Genomic DNA, 25,053 nt, shown 5'->3' with positions numbered 1-25,053 from the left:
TATTATTTTTATTTTAAAGCTATATAGGCAAAAAAAATATTTAAATTCTTTTACTTTGAAATTGATTAGAATCTAGTAGAAAATAAATATCAGAAGTAATTTTATGAATCACGATAGCCTTGAAGTCCATACTCTTAAAAATTCTAAAGGTACCGAACTGAGTATTTTGAATCTCGGTGCAAGTTTGTTTAGTTTTTATTTATTAGATAAGAATGACAAAATTGTAAATATCCTTGTTGGTCCAAGGCACAAGGAAGTCTATGCTTCTGAAAACTACATAAAAGAAAATAAATGTTTTGGAGCTTCCATAGGGAGGTATGCAGGAAGAATTTCTGAAGGAGAATTTATGCTTGGTGGTAAAGCTTTTAAACTGTTTCAAAAAAACGGAGTTCATTTACATGGTGGATTTAGAGGTCTTCAGCATAAAATATGGGAGGTAGATAAAATTACAGAAGGAGAAAACCCTTCAATAAAACTGAGCACTTTTTCTGAAGATGGGGAAGAGGGTTATCCTGGTAATCTAAAAGTTCAGGTTATTTACACACTTACGGAAGAAAATGAACTGGTAATTGAATATCAAGCAGAAACGGATAAACGAACTCCTGTAAATCTTACAAATCACGCTTATTTTAATCTTAGTGGTAGAGGAGATGTGAGAGATCATGAATTATATATAGCTTCTAAATATCTACTAGAAGTGGATGAAAAATTAAGACCTTCTGGGAAATATCGATCCTTTACAAATGATGTTAAGAGTTTTCAAACACCAAAAATAATAGGAGATATCTTGTTGGATGATACATTTGTTTTTAATTCAGCTAAAGAGCAGGTTAAAGTAAAATTATTCTCAGAGGAAACCGGAATAGAATTAAGTGTGAAAACCAATCAACCCGCTGCAGTTGTCTATATACCTGTAGATTTACCGGATCTATGGGAATATCAGACTGAAATAGCTTCGCAGTCGGCAGCGATTTGCATTGAACTCCAAAACTTTCCAGATGCACCAAATCATGATAATTTTCCAAACTCGATTTTAGATCCCAAAGAAAAGTATTCCAACAGAAGTTCATTTCAATTTACAATAAAGCGATAGGATTTATATATAAATAGAAAAAGGCTGCCTATAAAAGCAGCCTTTTTAATATCTAAGTTTGTATATAAATTACTCCATGATAGAGTAGATGCTATAAGAATTTGCGGGAGCTTCAATGCTTACCACGCCATCTGCACCAGTAGAAGGAGAATAAGAGGAGTTATTTCCATAATCCATTAACTTCTTGGAAGTCCAATTAGTTACTACTTCTCTTCGTTTATTATTGCCACTTGTGTTTATATATAAGATCAAACCTGGATTAGTTGTATTTCCGGCTCGTTTCATTATATATTCATCATTGTCATTATAAAGCACTTCCACATCACCAACTGCTAAAGTATTATGCAATAGGATCATGTTTTTGATTTCCTCTTGAAAATCAGCATTTTCATAATCTGAATAGAAAATAGTTGGATAGCCATCGTGAGTTAAAATATAAGCATAAGCCTTCATTTTATTAGACTCGTCTATACGGTTATCTTTATTATCATCTTTTTCTGTATCATGATTGGCTACAAAAGTTACCGCCTTATCTGGATAGGTTTTACGTAACATATCTTTCCCTAAATAAGTAAGGTCATTGTTCCTGTCAAATGCTTCTTCCATCTTATAAAAACAAGCAAAATCGAATGCCGATGCACCAGATGCTTCTACCCATCTTTCTAATACATAACTATTTCCGTCGTAATTTTCACCAACTGCAAAACCGCCAACTTCGTCTACCCAAGCTTTAACTACCCATGGTTCAAAACCTTTTACATAATCGAATCTCCAACCATCAAAGCCCATTACATTTTTGTAATACTTGGCAACTGAATTATCCTTTTTCCAGAACCACTCCTGAACGCGTTCTTGATCATGACACACATCTTGCTCTGAATAGAATAGATCTCCTGAATCTCTTTCATGAATATCGTTAGGATGGTAATCTTTATAACTCCTATTAAACATTCCAGATGCATTTCCATGCGTTTCATCGAATAGGGTATAGGTGTTCTTATTTCTGAAGTGGTTAAATTCTTCGCCACCACCAGAGTTGTGATTAAGTACTATATCTGCAATAACCTCTAGATCTACACTGTGAGCGCTAGCGATTAAAGTTTCTAATTCGGCACGTGTTCCAAATCTGGTAGGAATGGTTCCTTGTTGAAAATATTCACCAAAGTCGAAATAATCTGAAGGATCGTAACCCATAGAATATCCTCCAGATTGTCCCTTAGATACTACCGGAAGCCAGATTCTATCTACACCGGCATCTGCCCATCCAGCAACTTTATCGTTAAGGATCTTCCACCATTCATGTCTTGGCTCTACATCCCAATAAAAAGTTTGCATCATTACCCCAGATCCGTTATCAAATTTAGAGAGATCCAAAGCCTTAGGAATATCCGGAGTAGGAGTTTCTCCACCCCCAACTACATCATCTGTAGAATCTACTGGATCACTATCGGAAGAACAAGAGGTCCCAAATATCATTAAAGATACTGCCGCTCCAAAAATTATTTTTTTAATCATTTGTATTTTTTTAAATGAATAAAGCTGCCTAAGGATAATATAGATTTAACTTAACTTCTAAAATTTAGAAATAGGTTAAGCCTTTTATCTTTAGACAGCTTTAGAATAAATTGAATTCTGAAAATTATTCAGTCACTACTGGAATAAATATATAACGACCACTAATATCATTGAACCATACAGTATATGTTCCAGCTGTAGCTATAATATCGTCACCATTTGCTATACCACTAGGGAAATTTTCTCCACCACCCCAGTTTACAGTCCAGTCTAAATTAGCTCTAAACTTTACTGGTCCATTTGTAAGAACAACATCAGTTGCTTTCCAAATATGTTCATCAAAATCAGATTTAGTCATTTTAATATCTGGAGTTGGGTTATCATCGCCAGGCCATCCAACAGATGTTCCTGCTCCAACAAGCCCTACCACATCATAAGTAGCTGCTGCGCTAGCATCAAAAACTTCAAAAGAATAAGTAAATTCTTCTCTGTTCACCATTAACTTGTAATATTGATCTGCAGCTACAGCGAAGGCAGAAGGATCTCCACCTAAAATAGCTTTACTTGTAAATGCATCTCCATCTACACCCCATTGTGAATCCCAATCTCCTAATGTTTCAAGTAATTTAAATCCTTCAATTCCATCACCTCCAGCAAATCTTCCAGTATAGTGGTAGATATTTTCATTTGCTGAATCTCTAAATAAAGGAATGTTATTGTTATCTGGATTCCAACCTGCAGAAGTAGCATCTCCTACTAAGTAAAATTGTTTGTAAACAGGACCTTCTACTTCTCCTTCTGGTAATAATACAGTAAGAGATAAAACCTCTGAAGTTTGATCTACTACATTACCTGCATCACCTCCAACATAAGCTCTAACTTTGAAAAATAGGTTACCGGTATTTGGAAGATCTGTATCTGGATCATTATCTAAACCTGCCTCTGCAGCAAGTTCTAGCATAGAAGCGACAGTTACAGATAGATTTGTAACAGTTACATCTCCTAAAACTGAATAACTTTCAAAAGATTCTGTAGCAGAACCTTGAAGCTCGTAATTTACAGGTGTTTGAACATCAAAATCAACTTCATTCCATACAAATCTTTCAGCTAAATTATCTGCATTCGATGCTCTAAGTGTATATACCTCTGAGGTTGAATTTGTGAACGAAATACCTTCTGTATCTGGTTTAGCAGTGAAGGTAAAATCGTCATCTTCTGAACAAGCATTTAAGCTAAGGATTGCGATAAACGCTATGAATATGTTTGTTATTTTTTTCATTGTATATGTTATTTTATTAGTAGCCAGGATTTTGCTGAAGATTAGTATTAATTAAAATTATGTTGCTTGGTAGTGGGAACAATTGTCTAAATGATTCTACTGCAGTTCCAGATTTAGAACCACCTTTAAAAGGCCACAGGTAATTACCAGTTGTAAAATCGTTAAAACGAATTAGATCTGTTCTTCTTTGACCTTCCCAGTATAGTTCTCTTGCTCGTTCATCTATAATAAAATCTAATGTAAGATCGCCGCTGTTAATATTTCCAGTATTATCTCCAAACGCTCTTTCTCTTAGTTCATTAATATAACCTACAGCAGTTTGTAGATCTCCACCAGAACCACCTCTTAATACAGCTTCTGCATAAGTAAGATAAATTTCACCTAAACGTATTAACGGAAGGTCAGTGTCTACGAACTCTCCACTTGCATCCACACCTTGTTCTCCATCAGACTTTAAATTGGAGAATTTTTTTACTGCGTAACCATCTGTAAAAGTGTTAGCAATTTTATTGATCTCTAAACTTTGCCCATCTGTATGGAACATAGCTCTCGCATCGGACCAAGTGATTGGGTTTCCATCATCGTCTTTAGAAGTTACAGAATAGTCAAATTTATTAACCAAAGCTTCCGTAGTTCTTAGACCTTCCCAGCCACCATTTACACCAGAATTAGCAGGTATCATAGACCCCCCAATAGATGCATGAATAAGGAATGTAGTACCACCGTAGGTTCTAGATTGATTTCCGTCAAAATTTAAAGCAAAAATGAATTCTTTTTGAGCTCCGTTCGAATTATTATCTGCAAGGAACAACTCATCATATGCAGAACCATTTCCATTTGCATCTGTTGTATTTATAGCATAACTGGAATTAATTGCTTTAGACGCGAAGGTAACAGCTTCTGTATTACGTTGCTCTCCAATATAAACTTCTGCGTTAAGATATAGTTTAGATAAAAGTGCCCATGCAGCTACTTTATCTACACGCCCGTATTCATTCGAGCCACTTTCTTTTAATAGATCTTGAATTTCAAGAAGCTCAGACTCTACATAGTTAAAAACTTCTTTACGGGTAGATTGCTCTGGTAGATCTGTAGATACTTTATCTACTAAAGGCACATTCGCGTATAAGTCTACTAAGTTATAATAAGCAAAAGCTCTTAAAAATCTAGCTTCAGCGATGTAAGCTTTAACTTCATCATTATCATTTAATGATTCTGCATTCGAGATAAAGGAGTTACAAAAAGAAACTTCTTGAGCAAGACGATAGTACATTGCTGTAGTAAAATCATTATTTGCGCCCCAACTCATTGCGTGAAGGTTTGGAAGCCCTGGATCACCCCAACCTACAACAGCATTATCTGTAGTAAGTTCGTTTAAACTAAATAACATTCTTGAATACTGGGATGTACCCTCATCTATTCCAGAAATATCTGGTTGGCCAGCAGGACCTTCTTGTCCTGTAAGTGCTAAACTAGCGTATAGTTTAGCTAGAGCTCCTTTAGCTTCATCTGCATTCACAAACACATCAGCTTCAGTAAAACTATCTGGATCTATAGGGGCTTGATCTAAGTCGGCATGGCACGACACTATTAAAAGTGTCGGAACGACTAATATTAATTTTTTTATATAATTCATTTTCATATTTCTATTATTAGAAGTTCAGATTTACACCAACAGTAAAAGTTCTAGGTCTAGGGTAGAAACTATTATCAATACCTCCACCTATTTCAGGGTCAAGACCTTCGTAGTCTGTAATGGTCAGTACATTTTGTACAGATCCATATACTCTAAGATTTGAGTCTTCAGAGATATTTGCAAAAGTGTGTCCTAAAGTAATATTGTCTAACTTAAAGAATGATGCATCCTGAACGTAGTAGTCACTTTGAAGATTAGTTTCCGTAATTGTTTGGAAACCTGCATTAAAATAATCTGTATGTAAGTTAGTTAGGATGTTATTAGCAGTTGCTCTATTTTCATGTGCTTTACTAGATGCCATGTTATTATAAGCGTAGTTACCTAAATTTGCTCTAGAAACTATTGCTAGATCCCAATTCTTATAATTAACATTGGTATTTAATCCCATGATAATATCTGCATTTGGATCTTTGTATAAGTACTTATCATCATCATTTATCTGGTTATCCCCATTTCTATCTACATAGGCACCTTCAATTGGTCTACCAGCTTCATTATATACTTGTTTGTAAACCCAGTAGCTAAACGGTGCATAACCTTCTTTGTGCAATTGAACGTTATTTCCAGTTCCACCATTAATTCCACCAACTTCAACTTGATCTGGAAGATTTGTTATTTCATTTTCATTATAAGAAATATTATAACCAATGTTCCATTTTAAGTTTTCAGTTTTAATAGGAGCTACGTTAATTTCAAACTCGATTCCTCTATTCTCCATATCACCAATATTTTTATCAATTCCGTTAGAGAAATTGGTAAATGGATCTATAGTTACGTAACTAATAAGGTCTTCAGTTTTCTTTAGATAAGCATTAACAGAACCTGAAACTCTACTATTAAAAAGAGAGTAGTCTATACCTGCATTTAAAGTTTTACCAATTTCCCATTTTAGATTCTCATTATAAGCTTCTGGACGGAAGGTTTGGTAATACCCAGATCCAAACTGGTAGTTAGCATTAGATCTACTTCCCGTATATCTAGTTAAGAAATTATAATCTCCTAAACCATTAACGTTTCCAATTTCACCATAACCAAATCTTAATTTTAACTGGTCTATTGTGTTTGAATTAAAGAAATCTTCATTAATAATATTCCATGCTACAGCGAAAGAAGGAAAATAACCCCAACGATCGTCTGGATTTAATTTTGAAGAAGCATCTGCTCTAAGAGTTGCAGTTAATAAATATCTGTCATCAAAATTATAATTAGCTCTTCCAAAATAAGAAAGTAGCGTGCTTTTCCATTTATCTATAAATTCGAAATCATTACCATCCTCTTGAGCTTCACTATCAAAGCTATAATTGTCATTTTCAAAGCTCTGATAGGAATACCCTGCTACAGCAGAAATGGAATGCTTATCTATATCTTTATTATAGGTAAGGTAAGCATCAAACAATTTATTAGTTGCATTGTTAACATAATTTGAATAAGAACCATTCCAGTCTAAAGCCGATGAAGGCATTTGGTCTGATACGATAGTTCTTCCATGACTATTTGTTTTATCATACCCCACATTTGCTGTTGCGGTTAGATCTGGAAAGAAATGGAATTTGTAATCTACTTTTGCATTTCCAATTAATCTTCTTACTTCTGCGGTATCATCCTTTAGGTTGATTAAAGCTACTGGATTGGTTGGAGCTAAACTGTTTTGAACTCCTTCAGAATTTAGCCAAGTAAAATAACCTCCAAATGGAGAGTTAGCATCATTTATGGACTGAGTTGGATCAAAGTCTACCGAGCTTCCAATTGCATCTCTGTTTGCAAACGTGTTTTCTGTATACATTCCACGTCCATTCACTTCTACCTTTATATGTCCATCTAAAAATGAAGGACGTAAACTTACAGAACCTGTTGTTCTAGAGAAATTATCTCTTTTAAGAATTCCATCTTGATTTGTATAGCCAATACTAGCTCTTGTTGGCATGAAACCTCCAATATTTCCGGTAGTCGTTAAGTTATGGTTATAACCTATTGCCTCTCCATAAATTTCTTCTTGCCAATTCGTTTTGGAATTACCCAATTTAGCAATAGCATCTTGATCACCAAGCTCATTAATAAGAGATTTAAACTGGTCTGCATCCATTACATCTACATAATCTGTAGGTCTGAAAACACTTGTAGACCCAGAATAATTAAATTTGAATTCTTGTCCAGTTCCTCTTTTAGTAGTTATCAAGATAACTCCGTTTGCCGCTCTAGCCCCATAAATAGCAGTAGAAGATGCATCCTTTAAAACGGTCATGCTTTCAATATCATTTGGATTAATGAAATCAAGAGCATTTCTAGATCCACCTACATTATTATTGCTTAATGGAACCCCATCAACAACTATTAATGGAGAACTAGTTAACGATAGTGATCCTTGTCCTCGAATTACAATATTTTGACCTTCACCAGGAGCACCACCACCAGAGGTAACACTAACTCCTGCAATTTTACCAGTAATTAATTCTCCAGCAGTACTAATTTGACCTTTATTAAAATCTTCTGTAGATACTTGGTTTACAGCTCCAGTAGCATCTTTCTTTTTTATAGAACCATATCCAATTAATACAATTTCTTCTAGAGCATTTTGACTCTCCTCTAATTGAATGTTAATAGTTCCCTGACCTGTGTAAACAACTTCTTTTGGAATAAATCCTACATAAGAAAACACTAAAACGTTTTCGTTGCTTACATTAGTTAAGGTGTAATTACCATCAAAATCGGTAGTTGTACCATTAGATGTTCCTTTTACGATAATATTCACCCCTGGCACCGATAATCCTGTAGCACTTTCAGTAACAGTACCACTTACAGTTTGTTGGGCAAAAAAGCTCATCGGTAGCATTAACAGCAAAAACAATGAACTTTTCAGTAATTTTTCCATAAATATTTTGATTAATTTAAATAAAATTTAACTCTGTATTTTCACTTCCTGAGGCTAAATGTATGTAAACTAATTGTTAATTTTCCGTAGAAATCCAGCGCTAGTCTTACGAAAACGTTTTCGTGTTGAAAACTTTTGTAAATTAACACATTAACAAAAAATTTGTAATAATTTTACCTCACCAATAATAATTTTTGCCCCCGATATTGCCTTATGAAAAAGAGATTAACACTTAAATTGATTGCAAAAGAATTAGACGTTTCTGTTTCTACCGTTTCTAAAGCATTAAGAGATAGTGCAGAGATTAGTGAAGATACTCGCCAAAAGATTAAAGCATTTGCTAAACTGTACAATTATAAGCCTAACATAATTGCTTTAAGTCTTAAAAACAGAAAGACGAAGACAATAGGGGTTATAATCCCTGAGATCGTTCATCACTTTTTTACTACTGTGATAAGTGGTATAGAGCAAGCAGCTAATGAAAAAGGCTATCACGTAATTATATGCACCTCCAATAATTCTTTTGATAAAGAGGTAATAAATATGGAGATCTTGGCCAATGGAAGCATAGATGGTTTCATCTTATCTGTTGCAAAAGAAACTCAACAAAAAAAGGATTATCACCATCTTACCGAAGTCATAGAGCAAGGAATGCCATTGGTAATGTTTGATAGGGTGATAGATGAAATTAATTGCGATAAAATAATTATAGATGACTTCTTGGGCGCTAAAAAAGCAATTCAACATCTTATAGATAAAAAATGTAAAAAAATAGGTCTTATAACTACTATAGATTATGTAAGTGTTGGAAAATTAAGGACTCAGGGTTATAGAGAAGCTTTAAAAGAGAATAATATTCCCGCAGATGAAGATCTAATTTTGAAAGTTGAAGATTTCGATAAAAGTGAAATGGAAATTCAATCATTTCTAAAAGATAAGAAAATGGATGCTGTATTTGCAGTAAATGAACATTTTGCTATTTATGCAATAAAGGCATTTCAAGAACAAGGTTTAAAAGTGCCAGATGATGTGCAGGTAATAGGATTTACAGATGGGGAGCTTTCTAAAAGATTCATTCCTAGTCTCACCACGGTGAATCAGCATGGAGAGGAAATGGGGGCACAGGCCGCACGCTTGCTTATTAAGAAATTAGAGAATGAAGATGCAGAAGATGAGCCTTTTGAAACTATAATAATAGAAACTGGATTGGTAGAGCGTAATTCTACAAAACGCTAATTTCTCTTTGAGCATTTAAAATTTTATATATCTTTACCACCTTATAATTTTAGTCAAAACTGATATTTTCACTTCCTGTTAATACGTTTTGACGAGTCATAGTGCTTGTCGTAGTAGAAATTTAATCTTACGATATGCAAAAACGCAACCTAAGTTTTTGGGAGATTTGGAACATGAGTTTCGGATTCCTAGGTATTCAATTTGGATTTGCTTTACAAAATGCTAACACCTCGAGAATCTTTGAAACTCTTGGAGCACAAGTAGAGGATATTCCAATTCTTTGGATAGCTGCTCCTGTAACAGGACTTATAGTTCAACCCATAGTCGGATACTTTAGTGATAGAACCTGGACTAAATTAGGAAGAAGACGTCCTTATTTCTTAATTGGAGCAATTCTTTCGTCTTTGGCTTTATTTATCATGCCTAACTCCCCAACACTTTGGGTTGCAGCGGGAACTTTATGGATCATGGATGCTTCAATTAACATTTCTATGGAACCATTTAGAGCCTTTGTAGGTGATAATCTTCCAGAAAGGCAGCGAACACTCGGTTTTTCCATGCAAAGTTTCTTTATTGGAATTGGTGCCGTTGTTGGTTCTTTATTACCCTATATGTTTACCAATTGGTTTGGGGTAAGCAATACTGCGCCCGAGGGTATAATTCCAGATTCTGTGAAATGGTCGTTTTATGTTGGGGGTGTGGTGTTTTTATTGGCAGTTCTTTGGACTGTTTTTAAATCTAAAGAATATTCCCCTGCAGAATTAGCTGCTTTTGATAAAGCCGATAAAGCAATTTCGTCTATAAATGATGAAGTTATAGACAAGCAAAAAAACATTAAAACACAATTCACTTCAGGGATAATAATGGCCATTATTGGTTTATTATTTTCTGGTGTGATTTTTTATAAAGATCTAACTAAGGAGTTATACATTCTGTTTATAGGTCTTTTATTTGCAGGAGTTCTATTTATAATAGTTTCTCAATTAAGAAAGAATCAAGTGCGTAATGGATTTACCATTATAATAACAGATATGCTTAACATGCCAAAAGCTATGAAACAACTGGCATGGGTGCAATTCTTCTCATGGTTCGCATTATTTTCTATGTGGATCTATACAACTCAAGCGGTAACTGGCCATGTGTTTGGAACATCAGACACCACTTCCGAGCTTTATAATGATTCTGCAGATTGGGTAACAGTAATGTTTACCGTTTACAATGGAGTGGCGGCTGCAGTTGCCTTTCTACTACCAGTATTGGCTAGAAGAACAAGTAATAAATTCACCCATTTATTAGCACTATGTGCGGGAGGTTTAGGATTAATATCTATTTATTTCCTTTCAGATAAAGTGGGATTATTGTTGGCTATGGTTGGAGTAGGGATCGCTTGGGCGAGTATCCTATCTATCCCTTACGCTATGTTATCTGGGTCTCTACCATCTAATAAAATGGGATACTATATGGGAGTTTTTAACTTCTTTATAGTGATTCCTCAAATTGTGGCTGCCACAATTTTAGGATTTTTAGTAAAAGAATTTTTTGGGAATGAACCTATTTACGCCTTGTTAATAGGAGGTTTCTCAATGATCTTAGCGGGGTTCTTAACCCTAAGAGTTCAAACACAACGAAAAATAAATATTAGTGAGCAAAATTAAAGGAGTAATATTCGATTTGGATGGAGTAATTGTAGATACTGCGAAATTCCACTTCTTAGCCTGGAAAAAACTGGCTAACGATCTGGGTTTCGATTTTACAGAGCTTCAAAATGAAGAATTAAAAGGAGTTAGCCGAGTGCGATCTCTTGAGAAAATATTAGAGTGGGGAAATACGAGTTTGTCTGAAGATGAATTCATAAAAAAAATGGCGGTTAAGAATGACAATTATCTTTCTTATATCACCAACCTTACAAGTAAAGATATCTTGCCTGGAGTTTCAAGAATTATAGATTTTCTTACTGAAGAGAACATTCCAATTTCATTGGGATCTGCAAGTAAAAATGCACGTCCAATCTTGAAGAAAACAGGATTGATCGAAAAATTTCATGCAATTGTAGATGGGAACGATGTAAGTAAAGCCAAACCAGATCCAGAGGTTTTTCTTATTGCTGCTGAAAAGATTGGAGTAGCCAAAGAAAACTGCTTGGTCTTTGAAGATTCGGTTGCAGGAGTACAAGCTGCGAATATTGCAGGAATGATGAGTATAGGAATTGGTGAGAAAGATGTACTGCATGAAGCAGATCATGTTTTCAGCAGTTTTGAAGAAATTGAAATAGACTTTATAAAAAAATTATTGACTACTTAAGTATGAATCAAGATTATATAAAACCAGATAATTGGTCTATCATAGAAGAAGGCTTCGAGAAGGACCGAGTAGAATCTTCTGAAAGTTTGTTCAGTATCGGAAACGGGAAAATGGGGCAGCGTGCCAATTTTGAAGAACAATATTCAGGAGAGACATTTCAAGGAAGTTATATCGCAGGTGTATATTATCCAGATAAAACCAAAGTTGGGTGGTGGAAGAATGGCTACCCAGAATATTTTGCAAAAGTATTGAACGCCCCCAACTGGATTGGAATTAATGTTTTTGTGAATGGAGAAGCTTTAGATCTTAACACCTGTACTAAGGTGTCAGATTACCGCAGAGAGCTTAATATGAAAGAAGGTTGGTACCAACGTAGTTTTGTTGCTACTTTACCCAATAGTATTACAATAAAAGTTAGTGCTACCAGATTTTTGTCCTTAGAATTGGATGAAGTTGGAGCTATAGATTATCAAGTGGAATTAATTTCTGGCGCTGCAAAGATCACTTTTCAGCCTTACTTGGACAGCGGTGTTTCCAATATCGATGCTAACTGGGAAGAGAAATTCTGGGAAACTCTAGAGGTTAGTTCTACGGAAAATCAAGGTTTTATTGTTTCAAAAACTTTGAAGACAGAATTTCATGCCTGTACCTTCATGCAATCTGAAATTTTACTGAATGGTAAAAAAGTAGAGGTAGCCCATAAAGAAGAAAAAGAGCAAGATAAGATTGTCTTTAGCTATGAGATTTCAGCAGAAAAAGGAGATGTAGTGAGCTTGCAAAAATTCGCAGGTTATGTTACAGATATGAATCATGATAGAACTGCTCTTGTGGATGCTGCTAAGAAGGTATTAGCAACTGCAGTTAGCACAGGATATAAAGGTTTGCTTCAAGATCAAAAGGATGCTTGGGCTAAAACTTGGGAAATGGCAGATATCTCTATTTCTGGAGATGTAAAAGCACAACAAGGCATCCGATTCAATATTTTTCAGCTAAACCAAACCTATTCTGGGAAAGATGAGCGATTGAATATTGGACCAAAAGGTTTTACCGGAGAAAAATATGGTGGAAGCACCTATTGGGACACCGAAGCTTATTGTATTCCGTTTTATATGGCGACCAAGGATCAGCAGGTTGCTAGAAATTTACTGAGCTATAGATACAATCATTTAGATAAGGCTATTGAAAATGCCGAAAAATTAGGTTTTACCAATGGTGCTGCTTTGTATCCAATGGTTACTATGAATGGGGAAGAAAGTCATAATGAATGGGAGATCACCTTCGAAGAAATTCACCGAAATGGTGCAATGGTATTCGCTATTTACAATTATGTTCGATATACAGGCGATTTCGATTATATCCCGGAAAAAGGTTTGGAAGTTATGATCGCCATTGCGCGTTTTTGGCAGCAAAGAGCAACTTTTAGTAAGGACAAGAATAAATTCATGATACTAGGGGTTACAGGTCCTAATGAATATGAGAACAATGTGAATAATAACTGGTATACCAATTATTTGGCTAAATGGTGTATCGAATATTGTTTGGAAACATTGAATAAGGTAAAAGATGGACATGCAGAAGATTTCGATAGAATTTATGGCGTGACCAATCTTTCTGAATCTGAATTGATGAAATGGCAAGAAGTTGCAGAAAACATGTATTTCCCATATTCAGAAGAATTTGGTGTGTTTTTACAACAAGATGGATTTTTGGATAAGGAAATAATTCCTGTAGAAGATTTAGATAAAACTAGCAGACCAATTAATCAGAAATGGAGTTGGGATAGAATTTTAAGATCTTGCTATATTAAACAAGCCGATGTCTTACAAGGATTCTACTTTTTTGAAGATAGATTCAGTGTTGAAGACCTTGCCAAACATTTCGATTTTTATGAGCCACTTACAGTTCATGAATCTTCGCTTTCTCCTTGTGTACACAGTATACAGGCTGCGAAATTAGGAAGAATGGAACAGGCTTATGAATTTTACGTAAGAACTTCTAGATTGGACTTGGATGATTATAACCATGAGGTAAAAGAAGGTTGCCACATTACCAGTATGGCTGGTACATGGATAAGTATTGTAGAAGGTTTTGGAGGAATGCGCGTGGTAAATGATACATTATCTTTTGATCCAAGAATTCCAGATCAATGGGATGGATATTCATTTAAAGTGAATTTCAGAAATCAGATCTTAAAAGTGAATGTTACTAAGGAGAAGTCTAGTTTTAATTTAGAAGGAACAGAACCAATTAGCATTTTAGTTAAAGGGAAATCTATAGAAGTGCATCCAAATGATGCAGTAGAAGTGTAGTCTCAGCCTCACATTTGTGGTGCAATTTAAATTATAAAAATGAAGCAGTTATTTTTTCTTATTTCGGTATTTTTTAGTCTTTCTACATTTGCACAGATAGATCGGGTGGAGCCCCCTTTTTGGTGGAGCGATATGCATGAATCAAGTCTTCAGATCATGTTCTACGGAAAAGAGATTGCTCAATACGAGGTGTCTGTTTCAAAAGAAGTGGTTGTAGAAAACGTGCTTAGAACAGAAAATGCTAACTATGTATTTGTTACTATTAATACCAAAGATCTTCCTGCAGGTTCTTATGCTTTTAATTTCAGCAAAAAAGGAGCTAAAGGATTTTCAAGATCTTATGAATTGAAAGAAAGAAGAGAAGCTTCTGCCTTCAGAAAAGGTTTTGATGCTAGCGATGCGATGTATCTTATTATGCCGGATCGTTTTGCAAATGGAGATCCGGATAATGATTCTTCAGAAAAAATGCAAGAAAAAGCAGATCGTGATAATTTAGGTGGTCGCCATGGTGGAGATCTACAAGGAGTGATAGATAATTTAGATTATTTAGAAGATCTTGGAGTTACTACACTTTGGAGTACACCACTATTAGAAGATAACGACAAAGCTTATTCTTATCATACTTACGCGCAAAGTGACGTTTATAATATAGATCCTAGATATGGTTCTAACGAAGATTATAAAAGGTTGGCTGCAGAAATGCACTCGCGAGATATGAAATTGGTTATGGATTACGTAACCAATCACTGGGGATCGGAGCATTGGATGATCAAGGATCTTCCAACCTACGATTGGATCCACCAATTTCCTGGCTATGCCAATTCCAATTACAGAATGACCACTCAGTACGATACAAATAGATCTCAGATAGACTGGAAATACTGTGTAGATGGCTGGTTTGTTAGTTCTATGCCAGATCTTAATCAGGGCAATCCTTTGGTGTTGAATTATCTAACTCAAAATGCTATTTGGTGGATAGAATATGCCGATTTAGATGGTTTTCGTGTAGATACTTATTCTTATAATGACAAAGAAGGTATCGCAAAATGGACAAAATCTATTATGGATGAATATCCCAATTTCAATATCGTTGGGGAAGTATGGATGCACGATCAGTCGCAGATCTCTTATTGGCAAAAAGATAGTCCAATTGGTGCGATCCAAAGTTATAATTCCAATTTACCATCTGTAATGGATTTCACTTTGCATGATGCTGTAATGACGGTTTTTGATGAAGAGAATCCGAGTTGGGACAAGGGAATGATCAAGGTTTACGAGAATTTTGTGAACGATTTTTTATATGCCGATATAGATAATATTCTGGTATTTTCAGGAAACCATGATACAGATAGAATTAACCATACTTATAAAGGAGATGTAGATAAGTATAAGTTGGCAATGACCTTGGTGCTTACTACACGTGGAATTCCGCAGTTGTATTATGGAGATGAAATTGGAATGCAAGGCAATAAAGCTGAAAAAGGAGATGGCGATATTCGTAGAGATTTTCCGGGTGGCTGGAAAGGAGATGATAATAACGCATTTACTGAAGCAGGAAGAACTGCCACTCAGAATAATTATCATTCTTTCACTAAGAAATTGCTGAATTATAGAAAGGGTAAAGAAGTGTTGCACTTCGGAAAATTGCTTCAGTATTTGCCAGAGAATAATGTGTATGTTTATTTCAGGTATAACGAAACCGAACGTGTGATGGTGGTGATTAACAACAATCCTGAAGCGCAGGAATTAGATCTCTCTCGTTTTGCTGAAGGTTTAGCTGGAAACATTTCCGGAAAAGATGTAATTTCTGAAGCACCAATTAATTTGAAAAATAGCCTAAAGATCAAAGGGAAATCCTCTTTAATTGTTGAATTAAAATAAGTTTTTGTCACCTTGAGCGGAGTCGAAAGGTCAAACAAAAACGTCTCGACTTTAGCCTGACTTGAGCGTAGACGAAAGGCTCAAAAGGGGATTATTATTTTTGACTAGTTAAATAAGGGTTTTTCGTCATGCTGTTCCTATAGCTTTCGGAATTGTTTAAGCATCGTGGTAAGAGTGGAGAAGACCCTGAAACGAGTTCAGGGTGACAATATGTAGAAATCCTTTTTAGTGATTGAATTGAAATAAGTTTTTGTCACCTTGAGCGGAGTCGAAAGATCAAAAAAAACGTCTCGACTGCGCTCGACGTGACAATTAATGAATATAAATTAATATTGAAATAGAGAATATGAGGATCTTCCCAAACAATATAAAATGCCTGTTACTTTTGATCTTCTTCGGAATGAATTCCTTTTTCATTTCAGCGCAAAATGCAAATAGGACTTATAAAAGTTTTGAGCAGAAGTCTGACGTTATAAATGTGAGCACCAACGATGGGACTTATAGATTTCAGGCATTCACGCCAGAGATCATGGAGACCAGTTTTATTCCTTCCGATGGCGTTTTTAATGCAGAATCTTATTCTGTAGTTCTAAAGCCTTCAAAAATATCACCTACAGTTACAGAAGAAGCAAATTCCTTAAAAATCGCCACTTCCGGAATTACGGTGCTTATCACCAAAAAGCCATTTCAGGTAAAGTATTTCTATGAAGGAGAAGAAGTGATCTCAGAAAAATTAGGTTACTCAAAATCTGATACTCATAAAAAATTAGATTTCAATATCTCAGAATACGAAATGCTAATGGGTGGTGGAGCCCGTGCATTGGGAATGAACAGACGAGGAAATAAATTAGAATTATACAATCGTGCAGATTATGGTTACGGGACAAAATCGGCACTGCTTAATTATACTTTGCCTGTAGTACTATCATCAGAAAAATACTTATTGCATTTTGATAATGCCCCAATCGGATTTTTAGATCTTGATAGTGAGCATTCCAATACCTTAAGTTACGAGACTATAAGCGGAAGAATGACCTATCAACTTGTTGTTGGGAAGACTTGGGAAAAGATCACTGAAAACTTCACCCTTTTAACCGGGAGACAGCCTTTACCACCAAGATGGATTTTTGGAAACTTTTCTAGTAGATTTGGATATCATTCTCAAAAGGAAGTAGAAAATACAATTGCTAAATTCAAAAAAGATAGTATTCCGGTAGATGCGGTTATTCTTGATCTTTATTGGTTTGGTCATGATATTAAAGGCACTATGGGAAATCTGGAATTCGTGAAAGATTCTTTCCCAGAGCCAAAACAAATGATCTCCAAACTGGCAGATCAAGGTATTAAAACCGTGTTGGTTACAGAACCATTTATACTTACCACTTCTAAAAAATGGGACGATGCTGTAAAGCAGAATGTATTGGCTACAGATTCCGTAGGAAAACCTTTTAAATATGATTTTTACTTTGGGAACACTGGTCTGGTAGATATTTTTAGTGCTAAAGGAAAAGAGTGGTTTTGGAATATTTATAAAGACCTTAAATCATTTGGAGTTGCCGGATGGTGGGGAGATCTTGGAGAACCGGAAGTGCACCCAACAAAATTACAACACAGTGTAGGTTCTGCAGATGAGGTTCATAATGTATATGGACATTATTGGGCAAAAATGCTAAAAGAGGGATATGAAACTGAATTTCCAGAAGAGCGCCCTTTTATATTGATGAGAGCGGGAGCAGCCGGATCACAACGTTTCGGGTTAATTCCATGGTCTGGAGATGTTAATAGAGGTTGGAATGGATTAAAACCACAACCAGAGATCAGTTTACAAATGGGATTGCAAGGCTTGGCTTATATGCATTCTGATCTTGGTGGATTTGCAGGAGATTTGGAAGATGATGAGTTGTATACAAGATGGTTGCAATATGGAGTTTTTCAGCCAATATTTCGCCCACATGCGCAGGAGGATGTAGCTTCAGAGCCTGTTTTTAAAAATGATAAGACCAAAGCACTAGCTAAAAAAGCAATTGAATTAAGATATAAATTATTGCCTTATAATTATAGTCTAGCTTTCGAAAATCATATTTCAGGAAAACCATTAATGAGACCTTTATTCTTTGAGGAACCTGAAAATTATAAGATGTATGCGATCTCTAACACCTATTTATGGGGAGATAGCTTCTTGGTGTCACCAATTCTAAGACCCGGAGTTACTACTAAAGAGGTAATATTTCCCTCAACAAACAACTGGTTCGATTTCTATACCGGCAAAAAGTATATAAAAGGTACTACAGCTTCTGTAAAAGTAGTAGAAGATCATATTCCTGTATTTGTGAGGGGTGGTGCTTTTATTCCAATGGCCAGACCTATGCAAACAACTGCCAATTATGATGCTTCCACTTTGGATGTTTATTTCTATTATGACGAGCAAGCCAAAAAGAGCACTGATGTTTTATATAATGACGACGGTAAAACTCCAAATGCTTTCGAGAAAGGCATGTTCGAAGTTATAAAGTTTAATTCTGAGGTAAATGCTTCAGAGGTAACTATAAAAATTCAGAAAGAAGAAGGTGAAAATCCAAATTCAGAAATAAAAGGTATAGATCTACATATAGAGAACCTTAAGAAGGAAGTGGAATTTGTATGGGTGAATGGTATAAAATTTACGGGTAAAAATTATATGCACCAAGGAAATTTGAACATTCCTGTAAGATTCGATCAAAACGAAACGATTATAAAAATAGAATTCAATAATTAACAACTTATAAACTATGATTAAGAAAATAGCATTAGCATTTTGCACGGTAGCTGTATTGGCCTCATGTAAAGATGAAAATAAAGAGAAGAAAGATTCTGAATCCCCGAAAGAGGAACAAAAAGTAAGTATTGAAGACAGCGATCTTGAAAACGCTGTGATCTATGAAGCGAATATCCGTCAATATTCACCTGAAGGAACTTTTAATGCTTTTACGCAAGACATTCCACAGTTAAAAGAATTAGGTGTGAAAGTGATCTGGGTAATGCCGGTATATCCTATTTCTGTAAAGAATAGAAAAGCAACTGGTGGTAAAATGGTTACAGATATTGAGGATGAAAAAGAGCGTGAAAAATATTTAGGTAGCTATTATGCGATTTCAGATTACACAAAAGTAAATCCGGATCTTGGAACTATAGATGATTTTCAGAAAATGGTAGATGTAGCTCATGAGAACGGAATGTTCGTGATCATGGACTGGGTTGCTAACCACACAGGCTGGGATCACTCATGGATCACAGAACATCCAGAATATTATACTCAAAATGAAGCTGGAGAGATCGTAGATCCATTAAATCCTGAAACAGGAGAATCTTGGGGCTGGACGGACACTGCAGATCTTAACTACGATAATAAAGAGCTTTGGGCAGCAATGACCAATGAGATGAAGTATTGGGTAGAGAATCATGATGTAGATGGTTTTAGAGCAGATGTTGCCGGAGAAGTTCCAACTGAATTCTGGGATCAAGCCGTAAAAGCAATAAAAGAAGTGAAGCCGGTATTTATGTTGGCAGAGTCTGAAAAGAAAGATCTTTTCCATAATTCATTTGATATGGGATACAACTGGGAAGGTCATCATATAATGAATGAGATCGCGCAAGGAAAAAAAGGAGCAAAAGACTGGGATTCTTACATGGTTAAGATCGATAGTCTGTATCAAAAAGATGATTTCTTGATGAACTTTGTTACTAACCACGATGAGAACTCATGGAATGGTACTGTAAAAGAAAGAATGGGAGATGCAGGAGAGGCTATGTTGGCACTTTCTTATACGTTGCCAGGAATGCCTTTAATTTACAGTGGGCAGGAATATGACCTGGATCACAGATTATTGTTTTTTGAAAAAGACAGTATTCCAAAAACTAAAGGAAAGGTATGGCCTGTATTAGTGAAATTGGGAGAACTGAAAAATTCTAATGAAGCACTTGCAGGTGGTAAAAATGCAGCAGCATATAAAAGATTAAAAACAACAAAAGATGATCAGGTTTTGGCTTTTTCTAGAGGAAGTGGAGATGATATGCTGATCTATGTAGCGAATCTTACAAAGGAACCAGTAAAATTCAAGATAGAATTAGATGGTAAATTTCAGGATTATATGAGTTCTGAAACACTAGATCTTAAAAAGGATTTAGAAATGGAATTCAAGCCTTGGGAATACAAAATATTGATTAACAATTAAGTATTTTTACCAAATTGTTGAAAAAGCCTCATTTATGAGGCTTTTTTTATGAGTTATCAACCGAAAACGTTTTAGTAAAAAAGACGATTAGGATTTAAGGAACAAATCAGATAGATTTACATTAATGCAAGTGAAAATTAATAAAATTGGAGTGCTTACTTCAGGGGGTGATGCTCCCGGAATGAATGCCGCAATCCGCGCGGTTGTTAGAGGCTGTGCCTTTCAGGAAATAGAATGTGTTGGTATTTATAGAGGATATCAAGGACTTATAGAAAATGATTTCGAAGAGCTAAATGCAAGATCTGTTCGAAATATTATAAGTAGGGGTGGTACTTTTTTAAAATCGGCAAGATCTAAGGAATTTCAAACTATAGAAGGTAGAAAAAAAGCCTACCAGAACTTGAAGAATGCTGATATCGATGCCTTAGTAGTTATTGGAGGAGATGGAACTTTTACTGGTGCACTTATCTTTAATGATGAACATGATTTCCCAATAATAGGAATACCCGCTACCATAGATAACGATATAAATGGTACAGATTTCACGATAGGATATGATACTGCTTTAAATACAGTAGTAGAAGCAATAGATAAGATTCGTGATACTGCAAGCTCCCATAACAGATTATTCTTGGTGGAAGTAATGGGTAGAGATGCTGGAGATATTGCTTTAAATAGTGGAATTGGAGCAGGAGCCGAGGAAATTTTGATTCCAGAGGAAGATAGAGGAATAGAACGTTTAGTAGAATCGCTTAAGAAAAGTAGAAAATCTGGTAAGACTTCCAGTATCATAGTAGTTGCTGAAGGAGATAAAAGTGGAAAAAACATCTTTGAGCTGGCTGAATATATAGAGGGACATCTGGAAGATTATGAGATTAGAGTTTCTGTGCTGGGTCATATTCAAAGGGGAGGTTCTCCAAGTTGTTATGATAGGGTTTTAGCTAGTAAACTAGGAATTGGTGCCGTAGATGCATTAATTAATGGAGAGCGTACCATTATGGTTGGTATACATCATCAAAAAGTTGTTTCTATACCATTGGACATAGCAATTAAAAATGGTGCGAAATACGATAAGAATTTAAGAAGAGTAGCTGATATTACTTCAGTATAATAATTGAAAATACAAATTATGAGTACTAAAATTGGAATAAACGGATTTGGACGAATTGGAAGAATAGCTTTTAGAAATGCTATTTTGAATGATGCAGTAGAAGTGGTAGCTGTGAACGATTTATTAGATGTAGATCAATTAGCTTACCTTTTGAAATATGATTCGGTTCATGGTAGATTTGATGGAGAAGTGACTGTAAAAGATGGTCATTTAGTTGTTAATGGAAATACTATTAGAGTAACTGGAGAACGTAACCCTGAAAACCTTAAATGGGATGAAGCAAAGGTAGAAATAGTTCTGGATTGTACTGGAATATTCACTACGAAAGAATCTGCTGGAGCTCATTTAAAAGCTGGAGCAAAGAAAGTAGTGATCTCTGCACCTTCTAAAGATGCTCCAATGTTCGTAATGGGAGTAAATCATATGGATGTAACTGCAGAAGATACTATTGTATCTAACGCTTCTTGCACAACGAACTGTTTAGCACCTTTAGCAAAAATTATAGATGATGAGTTTGGTTTGATAGAAGGTTTAATGACCACTGTTCATGCCACTACCGCATCTGAGTATACTGTAGATTCTCCAGATAAGAAGAACCATAGATTGGGAAGAAGTGCTTTAAACAACATTATTCCAACTTCTACAGGTGCTGCAGTAGCAGTTACCAAGGTGATCCCTTCATTAAAAGGAAAACTTACAGGAATGGCTTTTAGAGTACCAACTGTAGATGTTTCTGTAGTAGATCTTACGGTAAGAACAGAAAAAGCTGCTACTTACGAAGAGATTAAAGCTGCATTTAAGAAGGCTTCAGAAGGAGCTTATAAAGGTGTTGTGTCTTATACTGAAGACATGGTGGTATCACAAGATTTTGTTTCTAACCCTTACACATGTAATTTTGATGCAGAGGCTGGGATCGCTTTAAATGATAATTTCTTTAAATTAATTGCTTGGTATGATAATGAATATGCATATTCTGCTAAATTAGTAGAGCTTGCAGCCCACGTAGCTTCAATTTAATTTATAAAAAGCCATTTATTTACGTTATAAATCGAAAATAAATGGCGTATTTTATCATATAAATAAATTTAAATGATATTAATTGCCGATGGAGGTTCCACCAAGTGTGACTGGATCCTTCTAAATAAGAAAGGGGAGCAAGTTTTTCAAACTCGTACAAAAGGTCTTAATCCTGCTGTTTTTCCTGAAGCGATGCTGGAACAACGAATTGAAGAAAATCCCGAGCTTTTTGAAGTTAGAGATCAGATTGAAAGAGTTCATTTTTTTGGTGCAGGCTGTGGAACTGAAATTCCTCGCCAACTTTTAACAGATATTATAGCAAATTTCTTTACTAATGCTTCAGAAGTGATGGTAAAGGAAGATATGGTTGCAGCAGCATATGCCGCAACTACCGAGCCTGGGATCGTTTGTATTTTGGGAACGGGTTCTAATAGCTGTTATTTCGACGGTAAAGATGTTCACATGGCTGTAGAATCCTTAGGATATATTCTAATGGATGAAGCCAGTGGGAATTACTTCGGAAAACGCTTGTTAAGAGATTATTATTACAAAAGAATGCCCCCGGATATCGCAGCTAAATTTGAAGTAGATTTCAACTTAAATAGCGATGAGATCAAAAAGAACCTTTATAAAAAAGAAAATCCAAATACCTATTTAGCATCTTTTGCTGAATTCATTTTTACAAATGAGAGAAATGGATATTTTTATAAACTTGTTCATGAGGGTATAAAAGAATTTATGCACACTCGGGTTCTTTCCTTTAAACAAGCTCAAACAGTACCTATTCATTTTATAGGAAGTATCGCTTATTTTAGTCAAGATATAATTAGAGCGGTTGCACAACCTTATAATCTGGAAATAGGGAATATTATACGTAGACCTATTGATGCACTTATAGAGCATTATAGAAAAAACGTGTTAAATAACTAACAGTCAATCTACCATAAATTTTTACTACATTTAATTAAAATCAATTAGATGCTGGTAAAAGTTTATGGTAGTGCTGTTTTTGGTGTTGAGGCCACTACCATTACAGTAGAAGTAAATGTAGTAAGTGGCATTGGTTACCATTTGGTAGGTCTTCCCGATAATGCTATTAAAGAAAGCAGTTTTCGAATAGCCGCCGCACTTCAGAATAATTCTTATAAATTTCCCGGAAAAAAGATCACCATTAATATGGCTCCTGCCGACCTTCGTAAAGAAGGCTCTGCGTACGATCTTACTTTAGCATTAGGGATTTTGGCAGCATCCAATCAAATTAAAGCAGTAGATATTGGTGACTTTCTTATTATGGGAGAGCTTTCTTTAGATGGAAGTCTACAACCTATAAGGGGAGCTCTGCCAATAGCAATAAAAGCAAAAGAAGAAGGTTATAAAGGCTTTATTCTTCCAATTCAAAATGTAAAGGAAGCTGCTATTGTTAGCGGACTGGAGGTTTATGGAGTTTCTAATATTCTAGAGGTTATTAATTATTTCGATAAAGGAATACCGCTTGAAAGAACAGTTATAGACACTAGACTAGAGTTTTATAACAACTTGGAGCATCTGGAGCACGATTTTGCAGATGTAAAAGGTCAAGAAAGTATAAAACGCTGCATGGAGATCGCTGCTGCGGGTGGTCATAATATTATTCTTATTGGTCCTCCGGGAGCAGGAAAAACGATGCTTGCCAAGCGATTGCCCAGTATTTTACCGCCAATGACCCTTCATGAAGCTTTGGAAACCACGAAGATTCATAGTGTTGTGGGAAAGATCAATAATCATGTGGGGTTGATGTCTCAAAGACCTTTTAGAAGTCCTCATCATACAATTTCCGATGTAGCACTTGTTGGGGGCGGGGCTTATCCACAGCCCGGAGAAATCTCTCTTTCTCATAATGGAGTTTTATTTCTAGATGAGTTGCCTGAATTTAAGAGAGGTGTTTTGGAAGTTATGCGGCAACCACTGGAAGATAGAGAAGTAACCATTTCCAGAGCGAAATTCACCGTTACTTATCCTTCAAGTTTTATGCTGGTGGCAAGTATGAATCCAAGTCCGAGTGGTTTTTTTAACGATCCGGGTTCTCCAATGTCTTCTTCTCCGGGAGAAATGCAGAGATATTTAAGTAAAATAAGTGGACCATTATTAGATAGAATAGACATACATATTGAGGTAACGCCTGTTCCTTTCGAAAAATTAAGCGAAGAACGTAACGGAGAGAAAAGTGTAGATATACGAAAACGGGTTACTAAAGCGAGGCAGCTTCAAACAGAACGATTTAAAGAAAACGATAAAGTGCATTATAATGCCCAGATGAATGTGAAGCAAATCTCCGAGCACTGTAAACTAGAAGATTCATCGAAAGAACTATTGAAAATTGCCATGGAACGTTTAAATCTTTCAGCACGAGCTTACGACAGAATTTTAAAAGTTTCTCGCACTATTGCAGATCTATCTGAAAGTGAACATATACAAGGGAGTCATATTTCTGAAGCTATTCAATATAGAAGTTTAGATAGAGAAGGCTGGTTAGGTTAAATTTTTCCTACATAACCA

16 protein-coding genes are annotated in these 25,053 nt (G+C 35.5%); 12 read left to right on the top strand and 4 right to left on the bottom strand.

The annotated features are described in order from the left end of the window. Positions 1-103: 103 nt before the first annotated feature. Positions 104-1,093, top strand: coding sequence for an aldose epimerase family protein (locus tag BC962_RS12195; RefSeq protein WP_245984181.1), 990 nt, complete (start codon positions 104-106; stop codon positions 1,091-1,093). A 69-nt stretch (positions 1,094-1,162) separates the two neighbouring features. Here the strand turns inward: BC962_RS12195 and BC962_RS12190 are convergent, their stop codons facing one another. The 4 genes from BC962_RS12190 to BC962_RS12175 all read right to left on the bottom strand — a co-directional run bounded on the left by BC962_RS12190 (position 1,163) and on the right by BC962_RS12175 (position 8,452). Then, positions 1,163-2,608, bottom strand: coding sequence for an alpha-amylase (locus tag BC962_RS12190; protein WP_121346304.1), 1,446 nt, complete (start codon positions 2,606-2,608; stop codon positions 1,163-1,165). Between the two features lie 124 nt (positions 2,609-2,732). Then, positions 2,733-3,887: a SusF/SusE family outer membrane protein gene (locus BC962_RS12185; protein ID WP_121346303.1), complete on the bottom strand. Its 1,155-nt coding sequence runs from the start codon at positions 3,885-3,887 to the stop codon at positions 2,733-2,735. Between the two features lie 16 nt (positions 3,888-3,903). Continuing rightward, complete coding sequence (locus BC962_RS12180) at positions 3,904-5,529, bottom strand: RagB/SusD family nutrient uptake outer membrane protein (RefSeq protein WP_121346302.1); 1,626 nt, start codon at positions 5,527-5,529, stop codon at positions 3,904-3,906. Between the two features lie 10 nt (positions 5,530-5,539). Further along, positions 5,540-8,452, bottom strand: coding sequence for a SusC/RagA family TonB-linked outer membrane protein (locus tag BC962_RS12175; protein ID WP_183075508.1), 2,913 nt, complete (start codon positions 8,450-8,452; stop codon positions 5,540-5,542). A 213-nt stretch (positions 8,453-8,665) separates the two neighbouring features. On the opposite strand from BC962_RS12175, the gene BC962_RS12170 reads away from it, so the two are divergent. From BC962_RS12170 to BC962_RS12120, 11 genes are all read left to right on the top strand, one after another. Beyond that, positions 8,666-9,688, top strand: a complete 1,023-nt coding sequence (locus BC962_RS12170) for a LacI family DNA-binding transcriptional regulator (protein ID WP_121346300.1) — start codon at positions 8,666-8,668, stop codon at positions 9,686-9,688. Between the two features lie 134 nt (positions 9,689-9,822). After that, positions 9,823-11,343: an MFS transporter gene (locus BC962_RS12165; RefSeq protein WP_121346299.1), complete on the top strand. Its 1,521-nt coding sequence runs from the start codon at positions 9,823-9,825 to the stop codon at positions 11,341-11,343. Further along, a complete protein-coding gene (pgmB, locus tag BC962_RS12160; protein ID WP_121346298.1) occupies positions 11,330-11,989 on the top strand; it encodes a beta-phosphoglucomutase in 660 nt (219 codons plus the stop codon). Before BC962_RS12165 ends, pgmB begins: the two co-directional genes overlap by 14 nt. A 2-nt stretch (positions 11,990-11,991) precedes the next feature. After that, positions 11,992-14,298, top strand: coding sequence for a glycoside hydrolase family 65 protein (locus BC962_RS12155; RefSeq protein ID WP_121346297.1), 2,307 nt, complete (start codon positions 11,992-11,994; stop codon positions 14,296-14,298). A 39-nt stretch (positions 14,299-14,337) separates the two neighbouring features. Continuing rightward, positions 14,338-16,179, top strand: coding sequence for a glycoside hydrolase family 13 protein (locus tag BC962_RS12150; protein ID WP_121346296.1), 1,842 nt, complete (start codon positions 14,338-14,340; stop codon positions 16,177-16,179). Positions 16,180-16,525: 346 nt separating this feature from the next. Then, positions 16,526-18,934, top strand: a complete 2,409-nt coding sequence (locus tag BC962_RS12145) for a glycoside hydrolase family 31 protein (RefSeq protein WP_121346295.1) — start codon at positions 16,526-16,528, stop codon at positions 18,932-18,934. Between the two features lie 13 nt (positions 18,935-18,947). Further along, positions 18,948-20,390: an alpha-amylase family glycosyl hydrolase gene (locus BC962_RS12140; RefSeq protein ID WP_121346294.1), complete on the top strand. Its 1,443-nt coding sequence runs from the start codon at positions 18,948-18,950 to the stop codon at positions 20,388-20,390. Positions 20,391-20,514: 124 nt separating this feature from the next. Next, the gene (gene pfkA, locus BC962_RS12135) at positions 20,515-21,501 is read left to right on the top strand and encodes a 6-phosphofructokinase (protein WP_121346293.1); all 987 of its coding nucleotides are present in this window, start codon (positions 20,515-20,517) and stop codon (positions 21,499-21,501) included. A gap of 18 nt (positions 21,502-21,519) precedes the next feature. After that, positions 21,520-22,518: a type I glyceraldehyde-3-phosphate dehydrogenase gene (gap, locus tag BC962_RS12130; RefSeq protein ID WP_121346292.1), complete on the top strand. Its 999-nt coding sequence runs from the start codon at positions 21,520-21,522 to the stop codon at positions 22,516-22,518. Between the two features lie 72 nt (positions 22,519-22,590). Then, a complete protein-coding gene (locus BC962_RS12125) occupies positions 22,591-23,448 on the top strand; it encodes a BadF/BadG/BcrA/BcrD ATPase family protein (protein ID WP_121346291.1) in 858 nt (285 codons plus the stop codon). Between the two features lie 48 nt (positions 23,449-23,496). Further along, the gene (locus BC962_RS12120) at positions 23,497-25,035 is read left to right on the top strand and encodes a YifB family Mg chelatase-like AAA ATPase (RefSeq protein ID WP_121346290.1); all 1,539 of its coding nucleotides are present in this window, start codon (positions 23,497-23,499) and stop codon (positions 25,033-25,035) included. Positions 25,036-25,053 lie beyond the last annotated feature (18 nt).

It is taken from the genome of Gillisia mitskevichiae (genome assembly GCF_003634585.1).
Lineage (GTDB): Bacteria > Bacteroidota > Bacteroidia > Flavobacteriales > Flavobacteriaceae > Gillisia > Gillisia mitskevichiae.
This window is presented reverse-complemented; position numbering and strand designations above follow the sequence as displayed.

Excerpts from the sequence above, each read along its gene's own strand:
- BC962_RS12195 (WP_245984181.1), top strand. The coding sequence starts at position 104 with ATGAATCACGATAGCCTTGAAGTCCATACTCTTAAAAATTCTAAAGGT.
- BC962_RS12190 (WP_121346304.1), bottom strand. The coding sequence starts at position 2,608 with ATGATTAAAAAAATAATTTTTGGAGCGGCAGTATCTTTAATGATATTT.
- BC962_RS12185 (WP_121346303.1), bottom strand. The coding sequence starts at position 3,887 with ATGAAAAAAATAACAAACATATTCATAGCGTTTATCGCAATCCTTAGC.
- BC962_RS12180 (WP_121346302.1), bottom strand. The coding sequence starts at position 5,529 with ATGAAAATGAATTATATAAAAAAATTAATATTAGTCGTTCCGACACTT.
- BC962_RS12175 (WP_183075508.1), bottom strand. The coding sequence starts at position 8,452 with ATGGAAAAATTACTGAAAAGTTCATTGTTTTTGCTGTTAATGCTACCG.
- BC962_RS12170 (WP_121346300.1), top strand. The coding sequence starts at position 8,666 with ATGAAAAAGAGATTAACACTTAAATTGATTGCAAAAGAATTAGACGTT.
- BC962_RS12165 (WP_121346299.1), top strand. The coding sequence starts at position 9,823 with ATGCAAAAACGCAACCTAAGTTTTTGGGAGATTTGGAACATGAGTTTC.
- BC962_RS12155 (WP_121346297.1), top strand. The coding sequence starts at position 11,992 with ATGAATCAAGATTATATAAAACCAGATAATTGGTCTATCATAGAAGAA.
- BC962_RS12150 (WP_121346296.1), top strand. The coding sequence starts at position 14,338 with ATGAAGCAGTTATTTTTTCTTATTTCGGTATTTTTTAGTCTTTCTACA.
- BC962_RS12145 (WP_121346295.1), top strand. The coding sequence starts at position 16,526 with ATGAGGATCTTCCCAAACAATATAAAATGCCTGTTACTTTTGATCTTC.
- BC962_RS12140 (WP_121346294.1), top strand. The coding sequence starts at position 18,948 with ATGATTAAGAAAATAGCATTAGCATTTTGCACGGTAGCTGTATTGGCC.
- pfkA (WP_121346293.1), top strand. The coding sequence starts at position 20,515 with ATGCAAGTGAAAATTAATAAAATTGGAGTGCTTACTTCAGGGGGTGAT.
- gap (WP_121346292.1), top strand. The coding sequence starts at position 21,520 with ATGAGTACTAAAATTGGAATAAACGGATTTGGACGAATTGGAAGAATA.
- BC962_RS12125 (WP_121346291.1), top strand. The coding sequence starts at position 22,591 with ATGATATTAATTGCCGATGGAGGTTCCACCAAGTGTGACTGGATCCTT.
- BC962_RS12120 (WP_121346290.1), top strand. The coding sequence starts at position 23,497 with ATGCTGGTAAAAGTTTATGGTAGTGCTGTTTTTGGTGTTGAGGCCACT.